This window comes from Acinetobacter sp. B-6 (assembly GCF_056930735.1).
The window spans coordinates 54,931-81,446 of record NZ_JBXPBY010000020.1 but is presented as its reverse complement, the minus strand read 5'-3'; the positions used below and the strand labels follow the sequence as shown (position 1 = coordinate 81,446).

The 26,516-nt window shown below is 37.2% G+C and carries 24 protein-coding genes; 15 read left to right on the top strand and 9 right to left on the bottom strand.

What is annotated here, in order from left to right:
- The first annotated feature begins 98 nt into the window (after positions 1–98).
- Together AC1Z3T_RS19590 and AC1Z3T_RS19585 are read left to right on the top strand one after the other, a co-directional pair.
- Positions 99–518: a hypothetical protein gene (locus AC1Z3T_RS19590; RefSeq protein WP_005034800.1), complete on the top strand. Its 420-nt coding sequence runs from the start codon at positions 99–101 to the stop codon at positions 516–518.
- Between the two features lie 77 nt (positions 519–595).
- Positions 596–907, top strand: a complete 312-nt coding sequence (locus tag AC1Z3T_RS19585) for an ankyrin repeat domain-containing protein (protein WP_005034797.1) — start codon at positions 596–598, stop codon at positions 905–907.
- A gap of 247 nt (positions 908–1,154) precedes the next feature.
- On the opposite strand, the gene AC1Z3T_RS19580 is transcribed toward AC1Z3T_RS19585, so the two are convergent.
- Genes AC1Z3T_RS19580 through tssH form a run of 6 tightly spaced genes read right to left on the bottom strand, consistent with a single transcriptional unit; the run spans position 1,155 to position 8,722 of the window.
- Entirely contained in the window at positions 1,155–2,138 is a 984-nt protein-coding gene (locus AC1Z3T_RS19580; RefSeq protein ID WP_004832269.1) for a M15 family metallopeptidase, read from the bottom strand.
- Positions 2,135–2,713 carry a hypothetical protein gene (locus AC1Z3T_RS19575; protein ID WP_100884264.1) on the bottom strand — a complete coding sequence of 193 codons (579 nt, stop codon included), beginning with the start codon at positions 2,711–2,713 and terminating at the stop codon, positions 2,135–2,137. The genes AC1Z3T_RS19580 and AC1Z3T_RS19575 overlap by 4 nt, the downstream gene beginning before the upstream one ends.
- Positions 2,714–2,723: 10 nt before the next feature.
- Positions 2,724–3,533, bottom strand: coding sequence for a type IVB secretion system protein IcmH/DotU (icmH, locus tag AC1Z3T_RS19570; protein ID WP_100884265.1), 810 nt, complete (start codon positions 3,531–3,533; stop codon positions 2,724–2,726).
- Positions 3,534–3,545: 12 nt separating this feature from the next.
- On the bottom strand, positions 3,546–4,910 hold the full coding sequence (gene tssK, locus AC1Z3T_RS19565) for a type VI secretion system baseplate subunit TssK (RefSeq protein ID WP_004832262.1): 1,365 nt from the start codon (positions 4,908–4,910) through the stop codon (positions 3,546–3,548).
- Between the two features lie 6 nt (positions 4,911–4,916).
- Positions 4,917–6,026 carry a type VI secretion system protein TssA gene (tssA, locus tag AC1Z3T_RS19560; RefSeq protein WP_100884266.1) on the bottom strand — a complete coding sequence of 370 codons (1,110 nt, stop codon included), beginning with the start codon at positions 6,024–6,026 and terminating at the stop codon, positions 4,917–4,919.
- Positions 6,027–6,043: 17 nt separating this feature from the next.
- On the bottom strand, positions 6,044–8,722 hold the full coding sequence (gene tssH, locus AC1Z3T_RS19555; RefSeq protein ID WP_004832259.1) for a type VI secretion system ATPase TssH: 2,679 nt from the start codon (positions 8,720–8,722) through the stop codon (positions 6,044–6,046).
- Positions 8,723–9,197: 475 nt separating this feature from the next.
- Here tssH and AC1Z3T_RS19550 point away from each other — a divergent pair, with 475 nt between their 5' ends.
- The 12 genes from AC1Z3T_RS19550 (at position 9,198) to AC1Z3T_RS19495 (ending at position 22,980) form a co-directional block, all read left to right on the top strand.
- Positions 9,198–9,740, top strand: a complete 543-nt coding sequence (locus AC1Z3T_RS19550; protein WP_227543952.1) for a hypothetical protein — start codon at positions 9,198–9,200, stop codon at positions 9,738–9,740.
- 30 nt (positions 9,741–9,770) lie between these two features.
- Complete coding sequence (gene tssB / locus AC1Z3T_RS19545) at positions 9,771–10,280, top strand: type VI secretion system contractile sheath small subunit (protein WP_004832255.1); 510 nt, start codon at positions 9,771–9,773, stop codon at positions 10,278–10,280.
- The gene (gene tssC, locus AC1Z3T_RS19540; RefSeq protein ID WP_004832253.1) at positions 10,273–11,754 is read left to right on the top strand and encodes a type VI secretion system contractile sheath large subunit; all 1,482 of its coding nucleotides are present in this window, start codon (positions 10,273–10,275) and stop codon (positions 11,752–11,754) included. The genes tssB and tssC overlap by 8 nt, the downstream gene beginning before the upstream one ends.
- A 47-nt stretch (positions 11,755–11,801) precedes the next feature.
- Entirely contained in the window at positions 11,802–12,305 is a 504-nt protein-coding gene (locus tag AC1Z3T_RS19535; RefSeq protein ID WP_004723558.1) for an Hcp family type VI secretion system effector, read from the top strand.
- A 65-nt stretch (positions 12,306–12,370) separates the two neighbouring features.
- Positions 12,371–12,844: a type VI secretion system baseplate subunit TssE gene (gene tssE, locus AC1Z3T_RS19530; protein WP_004832251.1), complete on the top strand. Its 474-nt coding sequence runs from the start codon at positions 12,371–12,373 to the stop codon at positions 12,842–12,844.
- A gap of 15 nt (positions 12,845–12,859) precedes the next feature.
- Positions 12,860–14,668: a type VI secretion system baseplate subunit TssF gene (gene tssF / locus AC1Z3T_RS19525; RefSeq protein WP_004832249.1), complete on the top strand. Its 1,809-nt coding sequence runs from the start codon at positions 12,860–12,862 to the stop codon at positions 14,666–14,668.
- Positions 14,632–15,624 (top strand): type VI secretion system baseplate subunit TssG, encoded by a 993-nt coding sequence (gene tssG, locus AC1Z3T_RS19520; RefSeq protein ID WP_004832247.1) that lies wholly within the window; start codon positions 14,632–14,634, stop codon positions 15,622–15,624. The genes tssF and tssG overlap by 37 nt, the downstream gene beginning before the upstream one ends.
- Positions 15,625–17,010 (top strand): hypothetical protein, encoded by a 1,386-nt coding sequence (locus AC1Z3T_RS19515; RefSeq protein WP_004832245.1) that lies wholly within the window; start codon positions 15,625–15,627, stop codon positions 17,008–17,010.
- A 37-nt stretch (positions 17,011–17,047) separates the two neighbouring features.
- Positions 17,048–20,911, top strand: coding sequence for a type VI secretion system membrane subunit TssM (tssM, locus tag AC1Z3T_RS19510; RefSeq protein ID WP_228153700.1), 3,864 nt, complete (start codon positions 17,048–17,050; stop codon positions 20,909–20,911).
- Between the two features lie 34 nt (positions 20,912–20,945).
- A complete protein-coding gene (gene tagF / locus AC1Z3T_RS19505) occupies positions 20,946–21,905 on the top strand; it encodes a type VI secretion system-associated protein TagF (RefSeq protein ID WP_004832239.1) in 960 nt (319 codons plus the stop codon).
- Between the two features lie 4 nt (positions 21,906–21,909).
- Positions 21,910–22,674: an OmpA family protein gene (locus tag AC1Z3T_RS19500; RefSeq protein ID WP_009584266.1), complete on the top strand. Its 765-nt coding sequence runs from the start codon at positions 21,910–21,912 to the stop codon at positions 22,672–22,674.
- A 39-nt stretch (positions 22,675–22,713) separates the two neighbouring features.
- On the top strand, positions 22,714–22,980 hold the full coding sequence (locus AC1Z3T_RS19495; RefSeq protein ID WP_100884269.1) for a PAAR domain-containing protein: 267 nt from the start codon (positions 22,714–22,716) through the stop codon (positions 22,978–22,980).
- 228 nt (positions 22,981–23,208) lie between these two features.
- Here AC1Z3T_RS19495 and AC1Z3T_RS19490 read toward each other — a convergent pair whose 3' ends face one another.
- Positions 23,209–23,751 (bottom strand): NADPH-dependent FMN reductase, encoded by a 543-nt coding sequence (locus AC1Z3T_RS19490; RefSeq protein ID WP_004832231.1) that lies wholly within the window; start codon positions 23,749–23,751, stop codon positions 23,209–23,211.
- 177 nt (positions 23,752–23,928) lie between these two features.
- On the opposite strand from AC1Z3T_RS19490, the gene AC1Z3T_RS19485 reads away from it, so the two are divergent.
- Positions 23,929–24,495 carry a phosphorylase family protein gene (locus tag AC1Z3T_RS19485; RefSeq protein WP_005034771.1) on the top strand — a complete coding sequence of 189 codons (567 nt, stop codon included), beginning with the start codon at positions 23,929–23,931 and terminating at the stop codon, positions 24,493–24,495.
- A 103-nt stretch (positions 24,496–24,598) separates the two neighbouring features.
- Here the strand turns inward: AC1Z3T_RS19485 and AC1Z3T_RS19480 are convergent, their stop codons facing one another.
- Entirely contained in the window at positions 24,599–25,213 is a 615-nt protein-coding gene (locus AC1Z3T_RS19480; protein WP_004832227.1) for a TetR/AcrR family transcriptional regulator, read from the bottom strand.
- A gap of 499 nt (positions 25,214–25,712) precedes the next feature.
- Positions 25,713–26,510 (bottom strand): ATP-binding cassette domain-containing protein, encoded by a 798-nt coding sequence (locus AC1Z3T_RS19475; RefSeq protein WP_009584298.1) that lies wholly within the window; start codon positions 26,508–26,510, stop codon positions 25,713–25,715.
- Positions 26,511–26,516: the final 6 nt, after the last annotated feature.

The following is a 26,516-nucleotide window of genomic DNA, read 5'->3' as shown; positions in this document are numbered from 1 at the left end:
TGTGAAGAAAAGATAGAGTGGGGGAAATGTATCTATCTTATTTATTAGCTTTCTATTAAAATTATTAAGAATAATTATTACAAATTAAGGGAAATCATATGGGATATTCTATTCATATTGAGCAGATTGATTCTGAACCACAAAATAAAATTACATTAGATAAATGGCTAGAATATATAGAAAATGATCCTGAAATGGATCGTAACGACCAAATTGAAATTATTGGTCCTGAAAATGAGGTTTTAAGTTTTAAAATTGAAGGATTATGTATATGGAAGGGCTATTCTAAATATCCAGAGGGGGTAAATGTTTATTTTTCTCCGTCTAAAAATAGTATTAGCGTGAAAAATCCAGATCGTGAAATTCTAATAAAAATGTATAAAATTGCACAGTATTTTAAAGCAAGTGTTCGTGGTGATGGCGATGAGATATATAATGAAAAGGGCGAAGAAATTCAAAATACAGCACCACAAATACATCAAAATTTAAACACACAAAAGTGGTGGAAATTTTGGTAATCCTTTCAGAATAATTTAAATTTGATGTTGTCATTTAAAATTTTGCGGGTAATAATTCAGTCAAATAGGATCTTTTTATGAAACTTAACTCATTCTCTCCCATTCCTAATGATGATGAAGAACTTTATCTTCCTGAACTGGTGTATGCTGCTTCACTTGGCGATATTGAACAAGTCGAACAGCTTTTATCACAAGGGATTGATGCCAATCAAATGGATGAAGAAGGTTATAGTGCATTACAAGCCGCAGCCGAAAATAATCATTTAGACATTTTGAAGTTATTAGTGAGTCAGGGTGCTGATGTCCACTATAAAGCACAATTTACAGCCTTGGAACTGGCAGAAATGGCGAATAATAAAGAAATAGTCGAATATTTAAAGAAACTATAAATCAAAAAAATGGTATGGCTGTAAAAAGAAAACCCCATCATCCTGATGGGGTTTTCTTCGTATTGGTGTGTTAGATATGACTCCTGTCGAATCTCACGTTCCTGATGCTCAGACACTTGGTTATTGTTGTTTTGTCTGGGAAACTTCCTGTTCCCTATGATCATAGAATATAAAATTGATCACTAATCGTATAGGTGGTAATCACTGTGATTGTTGTAAGCAATTTCCTACAACAATAAAATTTTCATTAATTGACCTCAATATTATTTGCCATCAGACCTTTACCTTGTGCTTCTGCAATTAAGCGTTCAGCAGATTCACGGTTTTTACGTAGCCCAGGCATTCGGAATTCAGTATGACCATAGTCATGAATTCTTGTCCAGCGACCACCCCAGGTTAAACCTACGGATTCAGCGACAACACCATACAGTTGATAACCTTTCCAAGCCCATGGATCACGTTCAGAAATCACTACTTTGCCATCACGTTTAAAGGCGACATCAGCAGCTAAACCAAATTGATGATAGCTTTGATACGCTTTGGCTAAAGTGGTTGCTGTATTGCCCGATAAACGTGTTTGGCGCTCAGGGCTACGATAACCTTCCAGAAGCACCATCTCATAACCATGACGTTCTTTCATGATTTTAAAGACCATGAGTAAACGTTGTTTATAACTTGGATGCATTTTGTCCCATTTACGGTCAACCATTGCCGTATCAAAACTGCTTCTCTGATCCCCAACTCCTTCGTTATCAATCGCTGATGGATTCACACTTGGGAATTGATGATTTGGAAGTGGATTTTCTCTCTCTAGGATTTGAGCTTGCACAATTGCGGCATCAATTAAGCTGTCATCAACAGCAGGCGGAGGGCTTAAGACCTCACCATTAAGCAATGCATAGATTTGTGGATCTGTCTGTCTTAAGTATTCTGCTTCTACTTTTGTCGGGTCAATGGGTCGAGTAAAGGCAAAAACTAAAATACTGGAAAGCAGAAAAAAACCTGCAATCAAAATCCACCATTGTTGTAAATGCCAATGGGTCTGAGTTTGATGTGCAGAAGCTGCTTGGTTCATTTGCTCTGCGAAATGTTTTGCAGAGGCTAGTTTTTTCTTACCCTGTGGTAGCAGTGCTTTTAAATAGTCTAAAGTTTTGTTTCTGATCTCATAAGACATTAAAAAAGTAAGACCAATCACCAAAAAGAGAAAACAAATAACAACAAACAAAATCATGGTTTGTTTTCTATCTCTTTTCTTTCTATGGTCATTTTGACAGTCGCTTCAGGAGAGATCTCTTGAACTTCTTCCTTTTTCGCTGGAGCTTCTTTTTCAGCTGCTTTTGCCTCAACTTTCGGTTTGGCTGTTGCAGCGGCTACTGGTTTTGCAGGTACAACTGATGGTTTAGATGCTAGTGCAGGAGCAGGCTTCACTTCTGGTTTGAGCATTTGTTCAAATGGTGAGCCGCTCTTTGGAACTGGTTGAGGTGCAGGCTTATTTTCATGTTTGAAAATTTGATTAAAGTCTTTCTCATTAATATGTTGTTTATAAGCACCAGTGCTTTCATCATGTTGATTGTTTGTAGCTTCTTCAGTATGCGCTTGTACATCTTGTTCTTGTACAGCGGATGTTGTTTCAACTGAGTCAGTTACAGTTTCAGGCTGGTTAAAATTGATAAAAATAAAGAAAAAGATCGCTGAAAGGATGATCCCGGTTAATAAGCCAAGTAAAAAGATTGATGATTTTCCCCAAGTTTTTTTAACAGGCTTACTTTGTAATATACGAATAGATGTTTGCTTTTCTTGTGTCATAATTTTACCGTCAAGGCAATAGAATCGTGATATGCGCTTGTTCTGCTGGCGCTGCAATTACATTATTAAATTTTGCAAGCGAAGCATCTTCATTCTTATTCAACATAATTTTTAATCCTGCAAAAGCAAGCACTGCAAATAACAACAGGAAAATTAGAATCCAAACAAAAGGTAATTCTCGATGAATAATATTTTTGATCTGATCAGGTAGCGCAGCAAAAGGTGAAAAAGCAGCTTTTTTACCTTTTAAGTAATCAATTTCATCACCGACTCGTGCGACTAAGTGATTTAAACTCTCAATAGATTCAATACGATACTTACCTTGAAAACCGAGCAATAAGCAATAATGATAAACTTCGAGTGACGCGAGTCTTTCTTTACCACGGGCACGAATCAGCTCTAAAAACTCAAAAAAACGATAACCCGCCAGTTGTGAACCGAACAGGGTCAACTGTAAGGGGCTGATTAACCAATGATTTTGTAGATTGAAAAAAGAAGGATCTTGTTGGGTAACAATCGTTTCATCAAGTAAAGCGCAATAGGCATACTTTGCGTCTTGAATATCTTCTGCTGAAAACTGTAGTTTCTTGGCTTGATGTTCGAAGCGATTGAGTAAATCTAAAATCTTCTCTTTAAAGCGATCAGCATTTTCAGGAACGTACTGATTTCTTAATAAAAAGACGATATAAAAACCGTCGTGCAAAAGATCAACCAAATTGGTTGCTTGTGCATTTTTAGTCGGTTGAGGTAAAGAACCTGCCCCAATTTGTCCATCATCAAACAGTGAAGGGGCGATATTATTGTTCTGACTCTGACTCATTTGCTCATCCTCTTAACCGTTCATCACTGCGATCAGCTCAATACTGATATCTTGGAAACCTGCTGGTACATAAATACAAATGGTTTCAGAATCAAGCATACGCTGATACATCTCGTGGTGTGGCTCAATTTCGAAATAGCTCACCCCTGATCGTACTGGAATGGCCGTTGGAATTTGTACCAAATGATGAATTGGAATTGCAGGAAGTGCTGCAACAACACGTTGTTCTACATCTACCGTATTACCAACTTTGAAACGTAAAGGTACGATTTGAATCAATTCGTGTGTCTGCATCATACCACTTGAGACTGCGATATAAAGTCTTGATTCTTTAGTAATTTTATCGGTTTCTAAACTGCCTACCCAGTACGATGGACGAATTTCTTTCAATGCGATACTGATATAACGACTTGAAATAATCGTATCTAACAGTTCACGTAAGATTTTATCTAATTGAGTAAAACTATCTTGCAGGTTGTGATGTTGATATTGTGGTAAATGCTCAACTTCATATGCGGTAGAGAAGGTGAGCAATGAACCTGTTAAACGTAACAACTCAAAGAACAATTTCTCAGGATGAATTTGAGGATTTTGCAAAAGATGGTTTAATGTTGCATGAGCAGTATTGAGTGCATTCACCAACCAGAAAGACACAATATCTCCCGATCTAAATTCGATCAGTTTCTGTTCATTTTCACGGTTATTGGTTTGAATCATTTTGATTTTGGCACGAACAACATTTAAAGTTCGTTTCAAATTCGCCAACAGGGTTTCATTCGACTGAATATGTAAAATTGGCGGAATATATTTTGAATCAATTTCAAAATTACCTGAACTATGACGTTTGATTTTTCCAATCGCTAAATACAAAAAGCCATCTAAATCCTGATTCGGATCAGCTTGAATATCAAAAAGTTTGAATTCAGTACGACGTCTCAGAAAAGTAATTTCAGCAGGTGTTGCATCTGTAAACAGATCATGTGTTTCATTCAAATAAGAATGATAGCGCGCAGGTTGCTTATCCTGATCATCTGAAATGTTTTTCTTATTGGGTTGTAAGATCGGCAATGCTAAATAAATGAGCATTTCACCACGCAAATTCAATTCATCCAATAAGATCGGTTGTGGCAAAAGATCTTTAGCAGGTGCTTGATAAATCTCGCCATCCTGCCAAATCATATCAATGTGTTCTAAAGCCAGTACATGTGTACCCAATTGAGTTTCGTCAAAACGAAGATTTTTAATCCCATAAGGATAGGGAATAGTAGAACGAACGGTATGATTTAAACGTTGTTCTTGATAGGTATCTTGTAGTTGGAAATGCTGTGGTCTTAAAAATAAACCTTCACCCCAAAGAACTTTTTCAGCTTTAAACATATTGGATTACCACTCAGAAGATTCATTATTTTGGTTGACGCCCAGTAATTCTTGAATAGAATCAAGGGGATTATCATTTTTAATGACTTGAGTTAACCATTCGTGTAAAGGCATTTGACTCCATTTAATGGTTTTTTGCAGCATATAACTTACAGGGCTATGTGGTTCATTGGTTTGAAAATAATCAGCAATATCTTGTAAAACACGCATTGCCTGTTCACGGTTCTGTAAGTGACTTTGTGGTTGTGGCTGAAAACTTTGTGTTTGAACAACTGGAGCTGCATAGGTCTCTGTAGCTGTTGCAATGGGTGTTTGAACTTGAGTATCTGTATTTTCCATAGGCGCTGTATTGGTGTTGCTGCCAAAAGATTCTGCTTTATAGATTTTCTTTAGATTCATTTGAATATTTTCAAGTTGAGAATCTACATTGGCAAAACTTGGCGCTTCCAACTCCATCAAAGAATCGAGCACTTGTTTAATGATATTCCAATGCTGCAAAATTTCCTGAAATTGCTGATAATTTTGATATTGAAATGTCCGAGATGTATTGAATAAAGCTTGGTTGAATTGGTCTAATTCTAGCGATGCTTCCACACTGTCAGAATCTTCAGCTTGCTTACGACGCACATTTTGTAAATGTAAAAATTTTTCGTATTGGGCAAGTGAGTAGAATGGTTGAATGTTGATGAGTGGAACATTCTTGATCAAGCCGGGTAATTGTGTTGTGAAGCCTTGTAGCAACCCGAGACGTTGATCTAAATCATCATCTTCAATTTCAGGATGGAGCTTTAACCAGAATTGCTCTAAGACGCGATGGCTCAGCTCTAGTCCTTTAATTAAACCTTCAAAACCATATAGATTTGTCCAAGCTTCGGTCAGCCAAGTCAGTAAACGGATATCCTTAGTTTTATCTGTTAATAATTGAACAGATTTTTCAGCAACAAATGACCAATCCGCTTGCTTAGGTTCAGAGATCCAATCCCCCTGATCTAATAGTGGATCATCATGTGTTCGTGCTTTTTTTATTTCATGAAACTCATTGGAAAAAGATAAATCTTCTCCACATGGATGATCATCTGAAATAGGCTTTAGTAAGGTATCTAAATTAATATCCATTCTCTATACTCGTGAATTTAAGCTTCCACAACCTTTGGCTTCTTACTCGATTTCTTCTTTGCAGATTTGGCTTGTGGATCTAAAAGGTAAATAATTTCATCATCTTTGGTGTCGATATGAATCAATTTAGGAATTTTTTGTTCTGCTAGCGCAACCAGCATTTCTGTTGCTAATGCAGGTAAGACAGAAGCATTTAAAATATTGTCAACATTACGCGCACCACTATCCACCTCTGTACAACGACTGAGAATTAACTCGATCAAATCATCGCTATATGTCACTTTGGTTTCGTATTGTTTTTCGAGTCGTGCAGTAATTTTGCCAATTTTATGTTCAATAATTCTGACCAGAAGATCATCATGTAATGGGAAATACGGCACAATCCGCATACGACCCAAAAATGCAGGTTTAAATTGTTTATATAAACTTGGTTTAAGTTGCTCGGTAAGCTCTTCAGCGCTTGGCCACTCTTCGACAGGCTGATTTAAACATGCCTGCATAATGGCGTTTGAACCTGTATTGGAAGTCAACAAAATCGTGGTATTTTTAAAATCAATAACTCGACCTTCACCGTCTTCAAGTGTTCCTTTGTCGAAAACTTGGTAGAACAATTCTTGAACATCGCTATGCGCTTTTTCAATCTCGTCCAGTAAAACAACGCTATAAGGATTACGTCTAACAGCTTCCGTTAATACACCACCTTGACCATAACCTACATACCCTGGAGGTGCACCTTTGAGAGAGGAAACAGTATGTGCTTCTTGATATTCAGACATATTGATGGTGATTAAATGCGATTCACCACCATAAAGTTCATTGGCAAGTGCTAAGGCGGTTTCCGTTTTACCGACACCACTTGGACCGACTAGCATGAAGACACCTTGTGGTTTATTCGGATCTTCTAAGCGTGCTTTCGATGTTTTAATCCCTTGAACCAGCTGATGTAATGCATAATCTTGTCCCATTACACGTTGTTCGAGTTTTTCTTCCAAGCTGAGAATTTGTTTAATTTCATCATTGACCATTTTCCCAACAGGAATACCTGTCCAATCTGAAATAATTTCATTGATGATTTGAGCATTTACACGTTCAAAAACCAGAGGTTCTTGACCTTGCAGCTCAGCTAAGTTATTACGAAGTTTTAGGATTTCATCTTTATGTGATGCTTGTTCCGTATCAGTACCGCTTTCTAATACTTTGATTTGCTGAATTAAATCCAATTCAGCTTGCCATTGTTGTTCTGTTTCTTGAATTTCTTGCTCAAGTGTATCTAAAGATCGTTTAAGTTGTGCTAAGCGTTCTTCATGAATTGACTCATGCTTATGCTCATTTTCAATGATATTGAATTCTAAATTTAAATTATGTTGTTGAGCTTTGAGTTGATCCAATTTCACAGGTTGGGCATTTTGTGTGAGTGCAACACGTGCAGCCGCTGTATCTAATACACTAATGGCTTTATCTGGGAGTTGGCGCCCACTGATATAACGGTGTGATGAATGTACAGCCGTAACAATGGCTTCATCATCAATACGTAAGTTAAAGTGATTTGCCATCACAGGAATCATGGCACGTAACATATCGATAGCCACTTCTTCGGTTGGTTCTTCAACTTTAACCACTTGGAAGCGACGACTCAAAGCGGCATCTTTTTCAAAATACTGCTTATATTCCGCCCATGTTGTTGCTGCAATTGTTCTTAATTCACCACGCGCCAATGCAGGTTTTAACAAGTTTGCTGCATCATTTTGACCTGCTTGACCACCAGCACCAATCATGGTGTGAGCTTCATCAATAAACAGGATAATTGGGTGAGCTGATTGTTGCACTTCTTGGATGACTTGTTTTAATCGGTTTTCAAACTCACCTTTGACGCTTGCACCAGCTTGTAACAAGCCCATATCTAAAGAATGCAGTTGAACATTTTTAAGCGCATCGGGAACTTGGTTTTGTGAAATTTTAAGTGCTAGACCTTCAACTACAGCAGTTTTACCGACACCAGGCTCACCTGTTAAGATGGGATTGTTTTGACGACGGCGCATCAAAATATCCAACATCAAACGGATTTCGTATTCACGACCAATAACAGGGTCTATTCCACCTTTTTGAGCCTTTTCAGTGAGGTTAATAGTGAACTGATCCAGTGCCGGCGTTTTTTTAAGTGAGGCTGAATGATCACCTGAATCTATTTCAGATTTGGCTTCTTTTTCTGTGGTATTCACGGGAACATTTTCGTTACTGTTCACGCAAATTTCCAAGAATTTATGCTTCATCATATCAATCGGGAAAAGATCAAATAAGCTTGAAGCTCGAATTGCAATTTGATAGAGGTCCGAGGCAGTAAGTAACGCAACAAGTAAGTGTCCACTGCGAATCACTGAATCTTGTTCAGCTGAAGCAAGCAACCATGCTTGTTCCAGAAGTCGAACAATTGATTTTGAAAAGATTGGCGTTCGGGTATTGCCTTTCGGAAGCTGAGAAATGCATTCTAACAAATCACTTAACAATGCATCTTTTGAAATTTTGCATTTGTTTAGTAATATTTCAAGATCATTGCCATGCTGTTCAAGTAATTTGACAAAAAAATGTTCAATTTCAATTTCAAAATTTTGATGATTTACACATAGATTGGCGGATTGTTCTAAAGCTGTACGTGAAGATGCAGATAACTTTTTAATCAAAACTTTTAAATCGGTCATTTTTGTCTCTCTCAAAAACTTTACTTTGGCACAAAGTCAGTTTTTAATTTTCTAGCCTATCAATTTGGCATTTAAATTAGTATATTAAAATCAAATGTTTAATATTTTTTTAAAAATCTCAAGAAATATTTTACAGAAAAAAAAACTTTTGTGAAGATAAGATATTATTGATATTATCCAAACGCTTTAAAAAACTTTTTTTATCAATCGTTTAAAATCTTGATACGAAATTTCACTTGACTAAAAGTATTTTTTTTAGTTTTATTTCTAAGATTTTAAACGAAGTTGCTTTAATTATATATATTTATAAAACATCAAAAGTAAATCTATTGAATAACTGAATCAAGTGAATTGAGGTTAGATTTTGAAGAATTATATCCCGTACATTTTAGTTCTTGGAGCATCATTTGCGAGCACATTTGTTAGCGCAAACGATGAGATCAAACTAAAAAGATCATGTATCAAAGACTATCCAATGGTTGAAGGCGAGACAAATCCTGAGCTTCTGGGGATTTATGCGCAATTGTGTGATAAGAAGAACAAAGACTATAAAAACAAACTGTTGGTCTCAGCTGCGGAGAAATTCCAACAGCTTGGGAAAAATGAAAAAGCGCTTCAAATCGTCAGTTATTTAGAAACATTGAATATTCAAAGCAATGAGTTGACTGATGTTAAGTTCCTTGCCGGTCTTGGTTTGGCTTCAGATGCGCTAAATAAGATGCGTACCAGTGAAATGCGTTACTTAACAGAAGCCAAAACTTATCCAGTTGCGAAAAGTTTTACTGACGCTGTTCGACAAGCAATGCCTGCAGCAGTTTTGGTTGAAAAAAATCAGGAAACTGCGCCGAGCGTAGAGCGTAGTTCTCGCCCTCAGAAAGTGAGCCGTCCTCAGAAAGTGAACCGTACTTCGCCGACACGTTCTGCACCTTCTTCATCTAAGCCTGCATCATCTAAACCCGCTGCTACTCCAGCAAAACCGAAGCCGACACCAGCAGCTAGACCGAATTTCCCAACATAATTTATTTGCTCAAATTAATGGATAAAAAAAATGTCAAAACGTGAAAGTGTACAGAAAAAATTACAGCGAATCAGACCACCACGTGTTCAGCTGACTTATGATGTTGAAGTGGGTGATGGCAAGGAAGTTAAAGAATTACCATTTGTTGTTGGTGTGCTCGGCGATTTCTCTGCTGCTTCTGAGTTAGAAAGAACCAAGTTAAAAGACAAGAAATTTATCAATGTTGACTTAGAAAACATTGATGAAGTGATGGAATCATTATCTCCACGTGCAGCCTTCCAAGTTGAAAATACTTTGACTGAAGAAGGTGGTCGCATGTCAGTTGATTTAACATTTAAGTCAATGGAAGATTTCCGCCCTGAACAAGTTGTACAGCAAGTTGAACCACTTAAAAAGTTGGTTGAAGCGCGTGAGCGTTTAACAGACTTGAGAAATAAGATTTCTAATAGTGAGCGTTTGGAAGACTTGCTTGATGAGGTTTTACAAAATACGGATCAGATTCGTAAATTAAGTGCTGAGGCGGGTCCAGAAAATGAGTAATTTACAAACCAATACTGTACAAGATACAGCTGTAGAAGAAGTAAGTTTACTTGATTCTATTGTGGAGCGTAGCCGAATTGCACGTAATGATGAAGAACATGATCGTGCGAAAAGCTTAATTAGCGAATTGGCGAAAGAAGTCATGGCAGGAACAATTACTGTTTCTGAAAACATGTCTTTGTCTATTGATAAGCGTATTGCTGAAATTGATGCACTTATTTCGACACAACTTAGCAAAATCATGCACAACGAGCAGTTTCAAAAAATTGAATCGACTTGGCGTGGTTTGTACTATTTTTGCCAAGAGTCACCGTCTAATCCGTTGATCAAAATTCGTATGTTAAACACGACGAAAAAAGAGTTGATCAAAGACTTCCAAGGTGCAACAGATTTCGATCAAAGTACATTGTTTAAAAAAGTGTATGAAGAAGAATATGGTTCATTTGGTGGCGCTCCTTATGCTACTTTGATTGGTGACTTTGAGTTCGATCGTACACCATCAGATATGTATCTGTTAGAACAAATTTCACATGTTGCAGCAGCATCACATGCACCATTCATTTCTGCTGCAAGCAGCAATATGTTAGGTCTTGAATCATTCACTGATATTGATCGTCCGCGTGATGTTTCAAAAGTGTTTGAAACAGCTGAATATGTACAATGGCGTTCGTTCCGTGAAAGCGATGATGCGCGTTATGTTGCATTGACCATGCCACGTGTTTTAGGACGCTTGCCTTATGATCCTAAAGAGGGATGGGCAACTGAAGGCTTTAACTTCGTTGAAGAAGTTTCAGGTCAAAATCACGATGAATATTTATGGATGAATGCAGCTTATGCGTTCGGTACACGTTTGACCAATGCCTTTGACTTGCATGGTTGGTGTGCGGCTATTCGTGGTGTAGAAGGTGGTGGTATGGTCGAAGGCTTACCAGTGCATACCTTTAAAACCAATGATGGTGAAGTGGTATTTAAATGCCCAACAGAAATTGCTATCACTGATCGTCGTGAAAAAGAATTAAGTGATTTGGGCTTTATTCCACTGGTGCATTGTAAGAATACAGACTATGCAGCATTCTTTGGTGCACAGTCTACGCAGAAGCCGAAAAAATATGACAGTGATACTGCGAATGCAAACTCATCACTTTCTAGCCAAATCCAATACATCATGGCAGTTTCTCGAATTGCACATTATCTAAAAGCAATGATGCGAGATAAAGTCGGAAGTTTTGCATCGGCTGGAAACGTAGAAGCATTTTTAAATGAATGGCTATCACAATATGTATTGCTTGATGATGGCGCGTCTCAAGAAGCAAAAGCACAGTATCCACTGCGTGAAGCTTCTGTAAAAGTTGTAGAGAATCCTGCAGAGCCAGGGCACTACAAGTCTGTGGTCTTTTTAAGACCGCATTTCCAGCTAGATGAGTTGTCAGTTTCTCTGCGACTTGTCACTGAGTTACCTCAGTCCTCGAATTAAAATAGAGCGTGGCTAAATAATAACTTTAAAAAATAAGGGTAAATCTAATGAAAGACATATACGTTCAATTTCAAGGCAAGTACAAAGTTGATGGTGAGTCACGTGATTCTGAGCACAAGAACTGGCTAGAAGTTAATTCTTGGTCTCACAACATCCGTCAACCAAAATCTGCTACTTCTTCAAGCGTTGGTGGTCATACTGCTGAACGTGTAGAACATTCAGACATGCTTTTCGTTAAAGATTTGGATGCGACTAGTCCAAAACTTTGGGAAGCTTGTTCTGCTGGTTATACTTTTGACGAAGTTCAAATTGATTTTTACCGTGCAAACGGTGACAAACGTATCAAGTACCTCCAAATCAAATTGAAGCATGTTCTTGTTTCAAGTGTAACACCTACTGTAAATGAAGAAGGTGTTCCAACTGAAGCATTTGGTTTGAAATATGCTGCAGTTGAGTGGACTTATAATCAACAAGATATTAACGGTTCTGCTAAAGGTGCCGTTACTAAGAAATGGTCTCTTTCTAACAATACAGCATCTTACGCTGCTTAATTGTTGGTCGAGACAGATAGGGACTGCACAGTCCCTATCTGTTTCATATCATTAGAATATCAGTTATGAACTTAGATCAACTTTATCCCTATGGGTTTCGGTCTACACTCTTTGATCGTTTGATTGTTGAAGATGATTATGTAAAAGGGCTTTCCATACATGAGCTAAGAGAGTCTGTTGCTCATGATTTGGAAGATTTGTTAAATACCCGAATCGCTAAACTAGATGTGGATATTGATGATTATGCTTTAGCCAAAAAATCGATTGTACAGTTTGGGATTATTGATTTTGTCGGGCTTTCAACTGCAAATCCCACAGATCGAGATGTTATTTGCCAGTCCATTGAGCAGTCGATCGCTGCACATGAACCACGATTAAAACAGATTAAAGTAGAAATGCAGCTAGATGATCAGAATGTTGGTTCTTTATGCTTAAGCATTCAAGCCTATTTAAATATTCATCCGCTTTATGAACCTGTAATTTTTGATGCCTTACTCAAGCCAACAACACAGCAATATGTAATCTCTGCCAGATCTTAAAAATGTAGGTATGTCGTGATAGAAGAACTTTTACCGTATTATGAAAAGCAACTACAAGAATTTGGTCAGCAGTCACGTGCATTTGCAGATAAATATCCTAAAATTGCGCAAAGATTATCTTTAAACCAAGAACAAATTGATGATCCTCATATTGAGCGCCTGATTCAGGCTTTTTCTTTAATTGCAGCACGTATTGATAAAAAATTAGCAGATAGCTATGACATATTTACCCGCTCATTATTTGAAGTGATGTTTCCGCAGTATTTGCGACATTTTCCTGCCTGTTCTGTGGTGAGCTTTGAAGATTTAAATAAACAAAAACAATTAACAGATGTTCATATTATTCCTAAAGGAACAACTTTAAAATCAAGAAGTTTTAAAGGAGTCCAGTGCGAATTTAATACCAGCACTGAAGTGAAATTACTTCCCATCCAGCTGGAAAGTTTAAGTTTTCAAACCACGCCAAGTGCGCATATTCATTTGAATCAAAATGCGACACTTAGTTTAAAATTTGAGCTATTAAATCCATGTAAAAATTGGTTGAAAAATGAAAAGCTTCCTATTTATTTAGATGCGATTTCTAACTTTCCATTGCAAGTTTTAGATCATATTTTTCATCAGGATACCAGCTTTAGTCTGCGTATCAATAAAAAAGTTACAGCAATAAATAATCCTTTTGAAGTGATGGGATTCCGTGAAGATGAAAGTCTATTACCTATAGATCAACATACTCATCATGCCTATCGTTTGTTGATTGAATACTTTTGTTTTCCAGAAAAATTTAGTTATCTGAATTTAAATTTAGATTTCTTAAAATTATTAAAAGATGAAAATTTAACTTTTGAAATTCAAATTCATTTGAAGCTGAATTTAAACGATCAAGCCATTATTCGAAATTATTCAGAATTGAATGTGGCGAATTTTAAATTATTTACCAGCCCAGTGGTCAACCTATTTGAAAAACAGGCTGAACCGCAAAAAATCAATCATAAAAACTTAGAATACCCACTCATCACAGATGCACACCATCCTGAATTTTATCAAGTGTATTCAATACTTGAAATGAATTTGATTCGTGAAAAAAGTAATCAGGATCAAGTGGTTTATCCAATTTTACCTTTCTTCGCAATGAGTCATTATCATGGTGAAGATATTCAGTTTTTTTACGCCTTAAATCCGACTGTTTTACAAAATCAATATGTGGAAACAGGGTATTCAATTATTTCAAAACAACTCGAGCCTCAGAGCATTAAGTCGGATTTTGTCAGTTGCAGATTACTTTGTTCAAACCGTGAATTGCCGTATGAAGCTTTAGGTCAATCGAATAATGTTTTGAATTTGAATGACAGTACAGTTGCTCGCCGTGCTTTGATATTAAAAAGACCAACTGAGCCTTATCAATTTGAAATGAATAAAAATGAACAATGGCGGATTATTTCACATCTTTCTTTAAATACGCTGGCGTTAATGAAAGGGGATGCCGTCAGTCATATCAAAGAGTTACTTGAACTTTATAACTTACCAAAATCGAAAGAAAATCATTTGATTATTGATGCGATTAAACAGATCGAATTTGAAATTACCCATAAACTTGTTGAAGCAAAACCTTTCCCGATGTTTGTACGTGGCGTTAAGGTATTGATGGATGTGGATGTTCAAGTTTTCCGTGGACATAGTCTCTATATTTTCAGTGAATTGATTAGTCATATTTTCAATTTAAAAGTACAAATGAACAGCTTTGTTGATGTTTTTGTGAGAGATTTAAATACAAAACAGGAGTTATACCAATGCGTACAGAACGTTGGTGGCAAGAAGCTTCTGTAGTTGACGAGCTTTTCAAAACCCCTACAGCTTTTGAATTTGTGCAGTCAACCCGATTATTTAGACATGCACCCACCATCACCACTTTAAAAAGTTGGTCAGATGATTTTCTTTTTGAAAGTTCACTAAATCTAAATTTCCCCAAACATGAGATTGAATCCTTAGAACAAGTTGAGGATAAGATCCATATGACCAATTTGGTGGTAGGTTTAACAGGTATGCAGGGTGCAATGCCTTATACCTATACCAATAAAGTCAAGCAAGCACCTCGTAAACAACGTGTCGAGGTACAAAAGTTCTTAGGGCTATTTAACCATAAACTTACAGCCCAATTTGTCGATGCAAGTCTGAGTTATAACCTGCCTGTACGTTATGAAATTGAAAAAGAAAATAATTACTTAGAAATTTTACATGCGTTAAATGGATATATTCGAACACAGCATCAGCAAGATGATTTAGACGATTATTTTGCTGAGTTTTCAGGATTGATGCAGGGACAAAACAATACTGCACATGCGTTGAAAACGATGTTGACCTGTGTCTTTAATCATCCTGTTGAAGTCAAAGAATATATTACTGAGAAGTTTAAGCTAGGCGATGAGCAGAGAACCAAATTAGGGGGCAAACAACCCTTTCTTTTGGGGGTAAATACTTTTTGTGGGGAAACTATTCGACAAATAGATGGAAAAATAGAAATTCAAATTGGTCCATTAACTCATGCTCAATATTTAGAGTTTTTACCGAAGAAAAAGTTAAGTAAAAAATTAAAAAAAATACTTCAGAGTTGGTGTAGTCCAACCTTATTGGTTGATTTGCGGTTGGTGCTTGCTAAAGAAGAAGTTCAGCCTTTGCAGTTGAGTTCAACAGCACAAGTCGGTTTGGCACAAGGTGCTTTTGTGATGCCGAAGATGCAAAGTGATAATGATGAAACCTGTTATGCGCTGATTGGAGCTTCATAAATGATTAAAATAATTTTAGCAACATTGATCAGTGTCATTTTACTGGTCTCAGCAATTGTCGTATTTTATTGGCGTGATATTAAATACAATCCAAGTGGACAGGATTTTGTCATTTTCTTTGGACTAATCCCTGCTGCAATTACATTGTTGCTTGTGACACCGATGTTGCTGAAGAAGTTCTATCAAAGTCGTCAAGACAAGAAAGAGCAGCAAAAACTTGAACAAGAACAACGCTCAGAACAGCAAAATATTGTTGAAACGCCAGATGCAGAAATTGAATGGGTAAATTTAAAGGTCTATTCAACAACCAGTTTAAGTGCAATGGGTGAAAATGAAGTTCATATTGAGCAGCTGCAAGATGTGGTCAGCCCCCAACTTGATCAAGCACTCATCAATAGTTATGGTTTACCCATCTTGTCATTGCGTATACAAACACTTGAAGAACAAGAAGAAGATTCATCAAGTTTATCGGGTCGTCAGAAACGGATCACAGCCTTAATTCAGCAACAGCTTGAACAGAATACCGACATGCTTCACCAAATTGCGGAGCATTTAAAGAATTCAGCACTGTTCTATGATGCTAAACTTGCACATGAATATCGTATGCATCCTGCATGGATTAACCCGCATCAAGAATATGAAGATGAACCTGTAGAACAACAGGTTGCAGAAGCTGTACCACAATTGAATCGCCTCAATATTCATCTTATTTTGCCTGAAAATTTATTTCACACATGGGATGAAAACTCAGGTGCAGAATTGATTCAACAGTATTTTACAGAGCTTGGTATCATTGATCAGCAGTTTCATACTGAATATCATTACTGGGGGGAAACAACGGCATATCATGATTGGATGAAATTGCTGAAAAGAACACAATCATTAGATGCAGAAGTTTCGTTATTTATTGTAGTTGATTCTGAAATTGATCAAGAAACCATTGATGATCGAACATGGATGACAGAAAAATATATTCCTTCTGAATATATCAGTACCTGTTGTATGACCAATGAAAAGGTTGAATTGCAAAATTTACAGCCAACAAAGTATATTCGAATTGCACTAAATTCTGATCAGGCATCTAGGTCCTTAAAAGAGTTGAATTTGGCTCAAGTAGAACAATTTGAACAAGAGCAACCTTTTGTTTTGGTTTTAGATGATCCTAAAGAGGTCAAACTGTTAAAAAGATTAGAACAGAATTTTGCAGAAACACCGATTGAAGCACATCACTATCTTTATTGTAAAAGTAGTTTAGGTCATACCCAATCATTAGCCAAAGTTTTTGGTTTTATGTTGAGTCTGCACCTTAAAGATGAGTTGTATGGCTATGTTTATAGTGCTGAACATCAGCAAACCCAAGTAATTGTTGGGACTGAGTTTGCATAGAGATTACAGACAAATTTAGAAAGAAATCGAGAAAATGATACAAACAATTTTAAGCTATGCATGGCAATACATCACAAATCCAAAGCTTGTGATTGCGCTTTCAATCCTTGTTGCGATAATTTCTTCGTACAGTGTGGTACCACGTCAGTATTTCTTTATGATGCTCGCTGCCTATATCCTTGGGTTGGTGATTTACGGAATTTACTGGTTGATTCAACGCCGTAAGCATGCTGAACAAGGTGAAGCTTTGGCTGAAGCCATTGAGCAAGACAACACAGCTGAATACGGAAAACAAAAAGACAAAGAAGAATTAAACCTGATCAACCAACAGATGAAAGAATCGATCCAATTGATTCGTAAATCTAAATTGGGTGACAAAAGCGGAAACGCTGCCCTTTATGAATTACCGTGGTATATGGTGATTGGTAACCCTGCGGCGGGAAAAAGTTCAGCAATTTATCATTCTGGTTTGAAATTCCCATTCGAAGAAACCCATCAAAAAGTGGTGTCTTCAGGGCTCAGTGGTACGCGAAACTGTGATTGGTTCTTCTCTACAGAAGGAGTGTTGCTCGATACCGCAGGGCGCTATTCTGTATATTCAGAAGATCATTCAGAATGGTTAGGTTTTTTAAATATTCTGAAAAAGAATCGCTCAAAAGCACCGATCAATGGATTGATTGTGATTGTAAGTGTGGCTGAATTGGTCAGTCAAAGCCCTGAAAAATCAATTAAATTAGCGAAAAGTTTAAGAGCGCGTATCCAAGACTTAACTGAACGCTTAGAGATCTTTGCGCCAGTGTATCTGGTTTTCTCTAAAATGGATTTGATTGCAGGCTTCACCGAGTTCTTTGAATGCTATGAAGCAGCAGAATTTGATCAAGTCTGGGGTGCAACTTTACCTTATGATCCAGAATCATCACAAAATGCAGCTGAACACTTCGAGAAACATTACAACATTCTATATGATGGTTTAAAAGGCGTAAGTACAACCCATTTAAGTCGCCGTCATGCACAAAATATTTCTCCAAGTGTGATGACTTTCCCGCTTGAATTTAAGACGTTAAAACCTGTATTAAAAACTTTTATCGGGACATTGTTTGAAGAAAATCCATACCAGTTTAAACCAGTATTCCGTGGTTTCTATTTCACCAGTGCTTTACAAGAAGGTGTGATTGAAAGTCCAATGACAGAACAAATCGTTGATGATTTTCAACTGGCTAAGATCCCAAACAGTGAACATGGTATTCCACAAAATTCAATCTCTCAGAATCATGGTTATTTCTTAAAGGGTTTATTCTCAGAAGTTATTCTGAAAGATAAGAATTTAGTTAAACAACATATTAATCCAAACACAAAACGTAAGCGCTACTTGGCATTTATCGCATCATTATTGGGTGTGTCGATTATTTTAGGCTTATGGGTTTGGTCTTATCGTAATAACCAGCAATTAATTGCAGATGTACAAGCAGATCTCAATAAAGTTGTTCAAATGGAACAAACCACAGGTCAAGAGCTTTCAACTCAAATTGATGCTTTACTGATTTTGCAACAACGGTTAGAGCAGCTAGATGACTTTGATCAGCATCGCCCTTTAAAGTTCTCGTTTGGTTTATATCAAGGCAATGAGTTAAAAGAAAAATTAAAAGCGGAGTATTTAAAAGGGGTGAGACAGATTGTCTTAGCGCCGAGTCAGCAAAATATTGCGCAGTATTTGCAACGTGTTAAAGGCAATGAGCAAACACTCAAGCAAAATCATGTTAATGTGGAAATTAAACAAACCTCTTCTACACAGATTGCATCAGAGCCTTCAGACACAAATCCGCAAGATGCTTATAATGCATTGAAAGCTTATCTTATGATGAGTAATCCACAATATATGGATGCAAGTCATTTAAGTGATCAAGTTACCCGTTTTTGGCGTTCATGGTTAGATGCCAACCGTGGACAAATGCCGCGTGGAGAAATGATTCAAAAAGCTGAAAAAATCTTGAGCTATTCAATGACATTAGCCAATGATAAAAAGTTCCCAGTTTTAGAGTCAGATGCTCAGCTCGTGGATCAAACTCGTCAAGTATTGCTCTCAGTGGTTCGAGGAATGCCAGCACGTGATCGTGTTTATAACGAAATCAAAATGCGTGCAGCCGTACGTTATCCTGCTGTCACTGTGGCACAAATTGTGGGTGAAACCAATCGTAACGTGATGTTGGGTGGCTATGCTTTACCAGGAATATTCACCCAGAAAGCTTGGGATGAATATGTTGACAAAGCCATTGAAGAAGCTGCAAACAAACCAACAGATACCAAAGATTGGGTATTGAATAGTACTCAGTCTGACGATTTAACATTTAGTGGTAGTCCAGATCAAATTCGTAAACAGCTGACGCAACTGTATAAACAAGAATATATTGCAGAATGGAAAAAGTTTATTAACGCTACCCATTATGCAAAAGGTCCTGATTTTGTTCAGCAAGCGAAGATCATGGATGTGTTGGGTGAACCACAAAACTCTCCAATCCGAACTTATATTGATCGTGTTGCGAAAGAAACCAGCTGGGATAACCCTGTGGTTCAAGCAGAGCTTGCCGCACCACAAACAGGTTTTGTTGCTTGGTTCAAACGTAAAGTACTCGGTCAGGGTAAATCGGATGAAATCCAACGCGCGTCTAACCAGACACAAGGACAAATTTCTCAACAGTTCCAAGTGTTCTATCAATTGGTACGTAAGCGTGATGATTTACAAGACAAATCATTGCTCGACGACTATTTACAGAACATGGCTCAAGTGAGAAGTAAATTGAATGACCTTCGTAGCGCGGGTGATTTTGGTCCAAGTGCTTTGGCTTTAGCGAAACAAACAATCAATGATCAAAGTTCAGTCTTTAATGCGACCCAAAAAGTTGTCGATGAAAAACTCACAGTAGGCTTGGGCGAGCTAGATCAGCAAATGGTTCAAAAGCTTTTGGTTAGCCCATTGACGCAATCGTTCGATAGCTTATTGACCCCAGCACAAGATGAGATCAACAAACTTTGGACCTTACAAGCGTACCAACCATTTAGTCAAACACTTTCGCAAAAAGTTCCGTTTAATTCATCAGGAACAATTCAGGCGACCAGTAATGAAATTAGCCAAATTTTTGGTGATAACGGAAGCATTTCCAAGTTTGTTAAAGAGACGCTAGATCCATTCGTGATTCGTCGTGGTTATACTTTATCTTCAAAAACTTGGAAGAATATGGGTGTGGGGCTGAACCCAGAATTTGTGATGAATTTTGAGCAATATACTACACCGATCAATGGTGCATCAGCTGGTGCGGCAGGCGGTGGTGCCCCAGCAGCCAACCAATCAAACTTCCAGTTCTATCCAATTCCAAATAACAAATTGTTGTCTTATAGCATTGATATTGATGGACAGCGTTTAGTTTATGAAAATGGTATTCAACAATGGGTGAACTTTATGTGGCCAAATCCTGGAGCAATTCCGGGTGCGCGCATCACAGCAATTGATTTAGATGGTCAAACTCATACGATCTTTGAGGAACCAGGCGAGTATGGTATCAACAAATTAATTGATAGTGCACAACGTAAGCCACTCAATGGTAGTTTTGAAATGACATGGACCAGCAAACAAAACAGTGATTTGTTTGTGAAACTTCAGTTCCGTTTGATTAGTGGTAATGCTTCTAACCCAATTGGTTCAAATCGTGGTTATGTGGGCTTAAAACTGGTAGATCGAGTCACTAGCCCTAAAGCGGCATTGGTGGTTGCAGCACAGCAAGCACCTGCAACAGCATCTAATCCACAAGCTTCATCGCCATTTGGTGGCGCAGCATCATCGGCAGCAGCGCCTAAACCGCAGGCGCCTGCAGCAACGCAGCCTGCAACAAATGGGGGAGCTCAATGATCATAGGGAACGATTTAGTGCGAGGGATGAAAGTATGCAAACATTAAAGTCTACACCATTGTATTATGGAAAATGCCCTGCGCGCGGTGACTTTTTAAAAACCAAAGGGCAATATGCATTGATCCAAGTGATTGATCAATGGATTACTGAAGCACTAGAAATGGCGATGCGGGAAGAAAATTTTAATGAAGCCTATCAATCTTTAGCACCATTAGATTTCTTTATTGCCAATCCGAAAGAAAAAATGTTTCTTGCCGCCAATATGGTGACCAGTGAAGACAGTTCAGGGCGCCAGTTTCCAATGGTTTTGAGCCAATTATTGGAAATAGAAAATCCTTTTCAAAACTTATTGTATGCGCCGTTTAAATATAAACCTGTACTGATTGATCTTTTTCAAAAGAATCGCATGTTTAGAACCATAACTGATCCTGAGTTATTGGTGAATAAACTTGGTTTGATTGATCGCGAGGTTCAGGTACTGTCTGAGCTAAAAACACAAGACTTCTTCGAACATCATACAATGCATTCATTTGCGCAAATGATGAAGATCACGCCTTATGAATTGGCGCAAAGTATGCTGGGCTTGGGTTTATTGCTGCAACCTGTACTGAAACATGGCACCAGTAAATTATCAAAAGTATTAATTTTACCCATCAATAACCAAAGTTATTGCTATGAAATTGCTGCATTTTGGGTCAATTTAATTGGACGTTTCTTGGAAAAAAACAATACAGAGATTTTGATCGGTATTTTGCACCAAGAGTCACCAATTTTATTGTTTGGATTCCAAGGTGCTGACATTACTGCATTAAGTAATATTTTTACTCAAAATATGCAAAATGATCATTGGGTGTCTTTGGTACAACCATTATGGATTGATGCTTATCTTGAACAGAATGCAGGTCTTGCAGCGCTTGAGCAATCGCTCTGCCAGCGTCAATTAAGTTTAACGCAAGGTATGAAAATTTTTCGGCAAACCTTTATAGATGAATAATGATATGAAGAATCAAAAAGTAAAAATATTGAAAAAATTTGCGATTATTTCGAGCTTATTTTATTCACTACAGGTATTTGCTGCACCGATCGTGGTTGAGGGTGTTGTACCCAATGATATGACCAAACAAGCGATTTTAGCCAAGTTAAAAGCGGTCTATGGTAATGATCAGGTGGTTGATAAAATTCAAATCCGTCCTGTATCCGCGCCGAATGGCTGGAGCGATTCAGTGACACGAGTCATCACGCCGGATCTAAAAAAAATTAGCCAAGGCAAGCTTTCGGTACGAGGTACGCAAGTTGAACTGATGGGGAAAATGGGTGTTCAAACTGATATTCAACCTACCACCACATTATTTCAGTCATTGGTTCAACCGCCTTACCGACTCAATGCACAAATTACCGTGAATGCTGCGGAGCAATCGGTTATTGATAATGCCTTAAAAAATCGAATTATTGAATTTGAATCTGGTAAAGCAGTTTTGACTCCAGCAGGTACACAAATCTTAGACGAGATGGTGGTTGCATTAAATAAGGTTCAGGGTAAGAATGTTAAGATTGTTGGGCATACTGATAGTCAGGGTGATCCACAAAAAAACCAAGCATTAAGCTTGCAACGTGCTGAAGCTGTAAAACAATATTTAACCACCAAAGGTATTGCACCAACTCGTCTAAGTACTGCAGGATTAGGTTCGACTAAACCTGTTGCTGACAATGCAACGGATGAGGGGCGTAGAAAGAACCGCCGTATTGAGTTTGATGTTTTATAAAATGCTTTCTGAATAACAAAACAATAAAAGGTAAAAATTATGGCACTTCCATATATTACATTAGGATCTCCAACCACAGGTGGTGGAAAAATCATTTCTGCCCAATCATCTTTTTTGATTGATGGAAAGGCAATTGCCTGTGTCGGAGACAAAGCAACATGCCCTAAGCATAAGTGTGTAGCTACGATTGTGGCAGGTGATAATCATATGTTGGTGATGGGCAAGGCTGCGGCACAACACAATTCACCTTTATCATGTGGTTGTAAATGTATTGGTGATCAATCATTAACAATTGGGCAGAATTAAAGATTATTCAGGGATAAAAAAAGCCCCATCATCCTGACGGGGCTTTTTCGTATTGGTTCGTTAGGTAAACTCCTGTTCTACCTCACTTCCTGATGCTCAGACCGATTATTGTTGTTTTGTGTCTGGGAAACTTCCTGTTCCCTATGACTATAGAATAGATAAATTCTTTAGATCGTCCAAGTCGTAAAATCAAACAATCATTGTAAGCTAAAGCGTACATTAATCACTTTAAACATTGGCATATTGAATCAATTTATTGACTACAGATTTTACAGCTTTCTGATCAAATTCATTACCTTCAAAAATTTCAGCTTTACCACGTTGACCAATATCACGAATTTCGATGACAGCATTGGAGTCGACCATACCAATAAAGGCACATACCTGTTTAATTTGATCAATAGAACGAGAGCCGTTGGTTCCACCATAACTCACAAACGCTGCAGGTTTGCTTTGCCATTCCTTATATACATAGTCAATTGCATTTTTCAGTACAGGGCTGTATCCATGATTATATTCTGGGGTAATGAAAATGAAGGCATCTCCCGAAGCGACTTTTTTTGCCCATTCCTGTTGCTTAGGTTGGTCATAAATACCAGATGCAGGTGAGTTTTTCCCTGCAAAGAAAGGCAAATCCCATTCTTTTAAATCTACGATTTCAACATTTAAAGTACTAAATTCAAGTTTATTAATTTCTTTGAGTAGCCATTCTGCAACTTTGATTGCAACACGACCTTCTCGAATACTGCCCACAATGATTTGGATATTCATTTATTTTCATCTCTATTTATGTATTTCATCATTATGAACAATCAAAATGTAGAGTATCGTAGTGATTTGTATATGATTTTAAATCGAATGTGGTGGGCAGATTGTTTTAAAAAAGAATTAAATTGATCTAGAATAAAATTTCAATTTTAATAAGTAAAATTTTAATTTTGAACAGTGATGAAAGATAATTTAGCATTAATCATGGCTTTACCCAATGAATCTAAAGGTTTGTTTGAACAAGCAGGAATTCCCATTCACTATAGTGGAATTGGCAAAATCAATGCAGCATTCACAGCTTATGATGTCATTCAAAAAACAGGTTGCAAAACCATATTGAACCTCGGAAGTGCAGGAAGCTCAACTTTTAATGCCCATGAATTGATCGAAGTAAAAACCTTTGTACAGCGAGATATGGATGTTTCTCCACTCGGCTTTGAAGTGGGTGTGACGCCAATGGATCAGCATTTTCCTCAAGAAATTCATTTAGACTGTTATTTTCCTCATTTATCAAAAGGCATTTGTGGTACAGGGGATAGTTTTGAAACAGGGCAGCCAAAGGTCAATTGTAATTTAGTTGATATGGAAGGTTATGCATTGGCGAAAGTATGTAAAAAGCTCAACGTGCGATTAATTTCCGTGAAGTATATTACCGATGGTGCCAACGATACTGCGCATTTAGATTGGGAAGAAAATTTATTATTAGGCGCACAGAAATTATTAAAACTTTATCAGTCTTTAGATTAGAAAAACAACAAATTGAATATCTTTAGAATTTCAATTTAAGTTCAGGCGACCATAGGGAACTATGGTCGTTTGCCAAAATAACCAATATTGTTATATTGGATGATTAATTACGCGGTAAAACACCATATAAAGTCATGTGAATCGTATGTTCGATTGCACGTTGACACATACTTTTATTGCGTAAAGTTTTACCTGTAACCATTTCGATTTGAGTACTGAAATCAGCATAGTTTTGAGTCAATGCCCAAATATTGATAATCAGTAATTCAGCATCAATCTGATCTGAGATTTTACCTTGAGTTTGCCAATTCAAAATGACCTTCGCTTTGCGTTTAAATAACTTTTTAAGCGGACCTTTGAGGATGGATAAAATATGTGGCGCACCTTGAATTACTTCTAAGGCAAAAAGCTTAGAGGCTTTGGGCTGAGTTCTTGAGATTTCGATCTTTGTCATAATGTAATGTGACAAAGCCTCAGCTGGTTCCAATTCCGATTCAAGCGATTGTAATGGTGCTAACCATTTCTGCATCACGGTAGTCAGGACTTCAACGTATAAAGCTTCTTTATTTTCATAGTAATAGAAAATATTCGACTTATGCATATCTGCTAACTGCGCAATTTCGTCTAGGCTTGCACCGTTGAAACCATAGACAGAAAACACATCAAGTGCAGCACTAAGTAACTGCTGCCGTTTTTGAGCACTCTTTTTTTGTTCCATCGCATCTTTAAATCAAATAAATGATTATTAAATTGTACGGTAAAATGTTTGATTTGTGCACAGAAAGCAACATTATTTTGGTATATTTCTGATAAATAATTATGAAGTTTTATTATTAAATCAATCGTAATTCACTATTATCTAAAATTGCACTAAACTAGAGCAAAATTAATATAAAAATTATGTCAGTTATGGCTTATTATTTAAATTTTGTGACATTTTTTAGTATAAGGCTATTTTTTGAGTCACTTACAAAATAATGAACCATGAATGCTGTTATTTAATTTTAATTTAAGAAAGTCATTTTGATTTAAAAGCACTCGATTATATTTGAATGAAAAATCTCTACGGATGATTTTATTTATTTAATAATGAAGTTTTCGCCGATAAAAATGGATAAAACTTCGGTATATTGATAAAAATATAGGATTCAATCTGGAATAAGGGCACGAACTTTTATGCCCTTATATTTTATAGATAAATTTTCAGCACGCTATTTTTAAGTCGCAAGCACCGCAGCAAGCACTTGTTGTTCAAGCTCAGCAAAGGCAACTCCTTTTTGACGTGGGCGGGCTAAATCAACTTGAAACTGTTGTGCAATATGCCCTTTATCCAAAAGAATAATACGGTCTGCCAATTGCACAGCCTCACTGACATCATGGGTGACCAGAATAGTAGTAAATCCTTGTTCTAACCACAGTTTTTCGATCAGGCTTTGCATTTCTAGGCGTGTTAATGCATCCAAAGCTCCCAAAGGTTCATCAAGAAGCAATACTCGTGGTGTGTGCGACAAGGCACGTGCAAGTGCTGTTCGTTGACGTTGTCCACCTGAAAGTTGAGAAGGCCATAATCCAGACTTTTCTTTTAACCCGACTTTTTCTAATAATTGCTCAGCTTTGGGAAATTGATCTTTGGTGAGACCCAATTGCACATTTTTTAAAATGTTTTTCCAAGGTAAAAGACGCGGGTCTTGAAACATCACCCGGATATCATCTGCAATAATACCTTCACGGAAATTCAACAATGACTTAAATTTAATTTCACCGTAACTCGGTTGTTCTAAATCAGCAATTAAACGCAAGAGTGTACTTTTACCACAGCCACTGCGCCCTACGATCGCAACAAACTCTCCTGCTTCAATATGTAAGTCTAAATCTTCAAGAACTTTAACTTCACCATAGTACTTATGCAGCTGTTCAATCGAAATTTCTGCGCCAATTTTTGTCTGATCTTGTTCAATAATGTCTGGGTTTGGAAGAAGATCATTGGCATATTGGCTGATACTTAAATCGGTCATTTTAAG

What these genes read in the sequence shown, in the direction of transcription:
- AC1Z3T_RS19590 (WP_005034800.1), top strand. Translation starts at nt 99, where the DNA reads ATGGGATATTCTATTCATATTGAGCAGATTGATTCTGAACCACAAAAT.
- AC1Z3T_RS19585 (WP_005034797.1), top strand. Translation starts at nt 596, where the DNA reads ATGAAACTTAACTCATTCTCTCCCATTCCTAATGATGATGAAGAACTT.
- AC1Z3T_RS19580 (WP_004832269.1), bottom strand. Translation starts at nt 2,138, where the DNA reads ATGATTTTGTTTGTTGTTATTTGTTTTCTCTTTTTGGTGATTGGTCTT.
- AC1Z3T_RS19575 (WP_100884264.1), bottom strand. Translation starts at nt 2,713, where the DNA reads ATGACACAAGAAAAGCAAACATCTATTCGTATATTACAAAGTAAGCCT.
- icmH (WP_100884265.1), bottom strand. Translation starts at nt 3,533, where the DNA reads ATGAGTCAGAGTCAGAACAATAATATCGCCCCTTCACTGTTTGATGAT.
- tssK (WP_004832262.1), bottom strand. Translation starts at nt 4,910, where the DNA reads ATGTTTAAAGCTGAAAAAGTTCTTTGGGGTGAAGGTTTATTTTTAAGA.
- tssA (WP_100884266.1), bottom strand. Translation starts at nt 6,026, where the DNA reads ATGGATATTAATTTAGATACCTTACTAAAGCCTATTTCAGATGATCAT.
- tssH (WP_004832259.1), bottom strand. Translation starts at nt 8,722, where the DNA reads ATGACCGATTTAAAAGTTTTGATTAAAAAGTTATCTGCATCTTCACGT.
- AC1Z3T_RS19550 (WP_227543952.1), top strand. Translation starts at nt 9,198, where the DNA reads ATGGTTGAAGGCGAGACAAATCCTGAGCTTCTGGGGATTTATGCGCAA.
- tssB (WP_004832255.1), top strand. Translation starts at nt 9,771, where the DNA reads ATGTCAAAACGTGAAAGTGTACAGAAAAAATTACAGCGAATCAGACCA.
- tssC (WP_004832253.1), top strand. Translation starts at nt 10,273, where the DNA reads ATGAGTAATTTACAAACCAATACTGTACAAGATACAGCTGTAGAAGAA.
- AC1Z3T_RS19535 (WP_004723558.1), top strand. Translation starts at nt 11,802, where the DNA reads ATGAAAGACATATACGTTCAATTTCAAGGCAAGTACAAAGTTGATGGT.
- tssE (WP_004832251.1), top strand. Translation starts at nt 12,371, where the DNA reads ATGAACTTAGATCAACTTTATCCCTATGGGTTTCGGTCTACACTCTTT.
- tssG (WP_004832247.1), top strand. Translation starts at nt 14,632, where the DNA reads ATGCGTACAGAACGTTGGTGGCAAGAAGCTTCTGTAGTTGACGAGCTT.
- AC1Z3T_RS19515 (WP_004832245.1), top strand. Translation starts at nt 15,625, where the DNA reads ATGATTAAAATAATTTTAGCAACATTGATCAGTGTCATTTTACTGGTC.
- tagF (WP_004832239.1), top strand. Translation starts at nt 20,946, where the DNA reads ATGCAAACATTAAAGTCTACACCATTGTATTATGGAAAATGCCCTGCG.
- AC1Z3T_RS19500 (WP_009584266.1), top strand. Translation starts at nt 21,910, where the DNA reads ATGAAGAATCAAAAAGTAAAAATATTGAAAAAATTTGCGATTATTTCG.
- AC1Z3T_RS19495 (WP_100884269.1), top strand. Translation starts at nt 22,714, where the DNA reads ATGGCACTTCCATATATTACATTAGGATCTCCAACCACAGGTGGTGGA.
- AC1Z3T_RS19490 (WP_004832231.1), bottom strand. Translation starts at nt 23,751, where the DNA reads ATGAATATCCAAATCATTGTGGGCAGTATTCGAGAAGGTCGTGTTGCA.
- AC1Z3T_RS19485 (WP_005034771.1), top strand. Translation starts at nt 23,929, where the DNA reads ATGAAAGATAATTTAGCATTAATCATGGCTTTACCCAATGAATCTAAA.
- AC1Z3T_RS19480 (WP_004832227.1), bottom strand. Translation starts at nt 25,213, where the DNA reads ATGGAACAAAAAAAGAGTGCTCAAAAACGGCAGCAGTTACTTAGTGCT.
- AC1Z3T_RS19475 (WP_009584298.1), bottom strand. Translation starts at nt 26,510, where the DNA reads ATGACCGATTTAAGTATCAGCCAATATGCCAATGATCTTCTTCCAAAC.